Source organism: Spirochaetaceae bacterium (assembly GCA_009784515.1).
Taxonomy (GTDB): domain Bacteria; phylum Spirochaetota; class Spirochaetia; order WRBN01; family WRBN01; genus WRBN01.
Window position 1 is genome coordinate 1 of sequence record WRBN01000119.1, and the last position, 3,728, is coordinate 3,728.

3 protein-coding genes are annotated in these 3,728 nt (G+C 34.4%); all 3 read left to right on the top strand.

The genetic code is table 11. The features are described 5' to 3' along the window. A partial coding sequence (locus FWE37_09350; protein ID MCL2521184.1) for a Upf1 family helicase occupies positions 1-985 on the top strand: 985 nt, incomplete at its 5' end. A 17-nt stretch (positions 986-1,002) separates the two neighbouring features. Further along, on the top strand, positions 1,003-2,556 hold the full coding sequence (locus tag FWE37_09355; protein ID MCL2521185.1) for a hypothetical protein: 1,554 nt from the start codon (positions 1,003-1,005) through the stop codon (positions 2,554-2,556). Then, the coding region (locus FWE37_09360; protein ID MCL2521186.1) for a hypothetical protein at positions 2,557-3,728 on the top strand (1,172 nt) is incomplete at its 3' end.

Here is a 3,728-nt window from a genome sequence, read left to right on the forward strand (position 1 = left end):
AGAAAATATTAGTGAATATTTTAAAAAACGCAGTTGGGCTAAAGAGCTTACTTGGCGGCTGGGTAGAGAAAACCAATTAAGGCTTAAAGAGGGTAATAAAAAGAGTAACCAGCATTATATGCAGCAAATAGCTAACTTTACCCCCTTTGCTGTAGATAAGGAAAAGTTTGAAGAAGAGGTTAATGCCATTACCAATATGAGTTTCCCCTCTATTTTAGAGGGATTAGTAAAAGGTATAAAAGGGCGAAAGACTAAAAAACGCTCTACTATTACAGAAGGGTTTAAACCAGAGGTGTTAGCAGCTCGTAAAACAACTTTAACCTACCAGCACCGTATGCACGGCGATATTTCGGCCTTTCCACGTAATCAATTTTACAAGGAAAGCGGTGCTTTAAAAGACTTAGCAACCCCAACTCCTATTAATTTAACAAGAGAATGGGGTTATACTCGTTACCCCCAGCGTAGTATGTGGGTAGATGTTAATAGGAAAGACTATGTTGCAAAACGTGGTAAAAACATTCATGAAGCTGAAGCTATGTTAAGCCACCTTAAAGAGTTTCTAGCTTATGCCGTTAAAAATAAGCCTCCCAATAAAAAAAATTGGGAGGTAGCTTGTCTGGCTTTTTATAGGGGGCAAGAGAGCGTTATTAGGGGTGATGATTGCGCAGATGGGTTATTAAGCATACCGAGTATTAAGGGGAAAGTTTCTAGCTTTAGGTATAACGAAGATAACACGTTAGGTAACTATCCTGTCTCAATTAGGTTGTGTTCTGTAGATAGGTTTCAGGGGCATGAGGCCGATGTAGTCTTTTTAAGTATGAGTAATACTCATCGTGATGGCTTTTTAGATAACCCTAACCGCCTTAATGTGGCTATTACTCGGGCAAGATTCCAGCTGGTTATTTTTGGTAAATTTAATTATTTTGCCGAAAAATCTCGCTCAGACGATTTAAAAGAGTTAGCCCAGCATCATACTAATTTTTAAGAGGAGTGGCAAAGTTAATGCAAATTATTCTAAAACGCCAGTTAGTGCTAAACAGCTCTGTGGTTTATTTAAAACTTAGCCAAAAAATTAAGAGAGAAGATATACAAGCTTATTTAAATAAAACTATAAGTTTTGATAACTCTATTGTTGAACAAGGAGTAAAAAAATATTTGCAAGAGATTAAACTTACTGATGAACACGGTAATTTAACTAAAGCAGGCTTAGAGGCTAAAGAGACAGGATTAGTTAAGGAGCAAGAAGAAGGTAAATATCAAATTTGGTACACGCAAAATGATGAACTATTTGATAATAGAGTCTTTTACTTTAAACGGGTAAAGGGTTATGACCCTGATAATGAAAAAGATACAAAATATGGCCAACGCCTTAATGAAGTTAATTTAAAAAATTTAACTAAAACAACTTTTATCTCTCTTCCCATAAAAAATGCCACAAATGCAGATGATGAATTTACCATAGAAGAGGTTAGTAATTTGGCAGAGGATAGAAAACCCATTACGCTTAACTTAACGTGGCTCTGGCAAGGGCTGGAAAGTTCTTATTTTACCTTTGGTGGAAAATTAAGTGAAAGAGAAATAATTGATGAAAGCCAAAAAATAAGCTCTGGCATAACTATCTCTCAATTTATGAAGAGGGTTTTACCCTACTGGAACAATGAAACAAGTCGCTCTAAACTAAGGCTTAAAGATATAACAGATAGTAATACTTTCTCCAATTTTGAATATAATACTACAGCATTGGATATTGAAGGCTTTAATAGCTACCAGTACCAAAATTTGCCTGTAGAGCCCTATAATTTTGAAGAGGCTAAAGTATGGCATAAACAGATTGTTAATACCGAATTAACCAAAGAATACCTCCACCCCAATGATTTTACCGCTTTAATAAGAGAGACAAATGAAAAAGAGGGTTTTAAAGCTTATTTAAATGAGTTAAGTGGTAACTTACCTAACATAAAACAATATATTACGGAATTAGATATGAGTAAAAAATCGGCACGGCCAGCGGCCTTTTGGCACTTGGTCGCCCCGTATGATTTAAATCTAACTATTCCGCAAGATTTACAATTATCTTCATTTAGTTATGCCAAAGGCGATAGAGTATCACTTAAAGATATTGCCTTAAAACTATTTAACAATATGGAAGCTTTACAGCAGGTTATTTATTACGACAGATATGTTATTAACTATAAGCAGCAACTTAAAGTAGCAGCTTTGTTAAAGAGTTTTAATTGTGTTAAAACTTATATTGTAACCAACACTAGCAATAGTGAATTTAATAACTATCTTAGTAAGCAACCATTTAACATTGTCCCTAGTCATAGTTTATGGCCTGATAAAAAAACACCCCACAGTCGTTTTTTTATCTTTAAGCATGATAGTAGTATTGATGTTTGGAAGAGTGATACTTCGTCAGATTTTATTTACTTTGATAATACCAACAATATTTCACCCGATGAAAAAGGGACAATTAGTGATAGTGTAACCTTTACTAAAGTAGATTTACGTGTGTTAGATGAAAAACTTAAAAATTTACTCACGGAGGGTAATTAAATGACACCTATCGCCTCTATTTCTAAAACTACTGTTAAAAGTTTTGCCGAAGAGCCTGTAAATAGTTTCTGGCAAGAAAAAAACCTATCTCTTTCATCATCACTACCCACCCATGATTACGCTAAAGTTTTAAGTGAATCTTTAACTACGTTACCAGCTAATAGTGTAGTTTGTTTGTTTACCGAAGAATTATCTAGCCCATCACTTTTAGAGGCTCTTGCTAAGGCCCGTGATAGCGGCCACCGCATTTATATTTTAACTAGCTCTTCTAATAGTAAACTTAAAGAACTTGATGGCTGTTTAATACGGTATGGAGATAGTGGTAAAATTGGTTCATTTATGCTTATTAACCCTAACTCCAGTAGTGCTAGAGGGTATATCTTTACGGGTTCACTTACTGATGGGAGTTTAGCTTATGGGGCTAACTTATTGCTTAATTTAGACCTAGAACAAAGTAAAGTGTTATTTAGGTATTTTTGCTACCAATTTTGGCATAAAGCCGAACGTGAATTTTTAGCTGGACAAAATTATGAGGTTAAAGAAACCCCTATAGATATTTTCCCGCCTAATGAAGATAGCTGCGATTTTGCTTATTTACAAAAACTATGGGCATTAGAGAGCAAAGATGCCTTTATTGCCGCAAGTTTATTAGCTAATAATAACTATTTTAACTTTACCCATCTAACAAAAGCTTCTATTTATACTTTATTAAGTGGTATAGATGATAAGTTGGTTAAAGCTTTAAAGCAGAATGAAAATAAAATATTTGCTAGTGAGGGAATAGTTTTACCTAATATTGTACAGATAAATGACAAAATTTGGCTTGTTCCTAAAATAGATAATACTTTTACAGAATCTATTTATAGTATTTTACTCAATGACGAGCAAAAAAAGGATGTTACGGAACATTTTAATCAAGTCTTACAGCAAACTGCTTGCTATGAATACAATGAAAGCAAGCTGCGAGGAGAATTAGCAGGCCAAACCATTTTTATGTTAGGCGACGAGCCAAATAAAAAATATAAAATTGAAGCTGAAAAACAAATAAATTTAGGCGAAAATACACTAAGCGAACTGCTACCTAAGCATGAGTTTGAAAACTGCCAGCCAGAGTTTGCTGATGATGGGAAGGCCATTACCATAACTTATAATTGGCTTAATAAACCCTTTAG

Excerpts from the sequence above, each read along its gene's own strand:
- FWE37_09355 (MCL2521185.1), top strand. The coding sequence starts at position 1,003 with ATGCAAATTATTCTAAAACGCCAGTTAGTGCTAAACAGCTCTGTGGTT.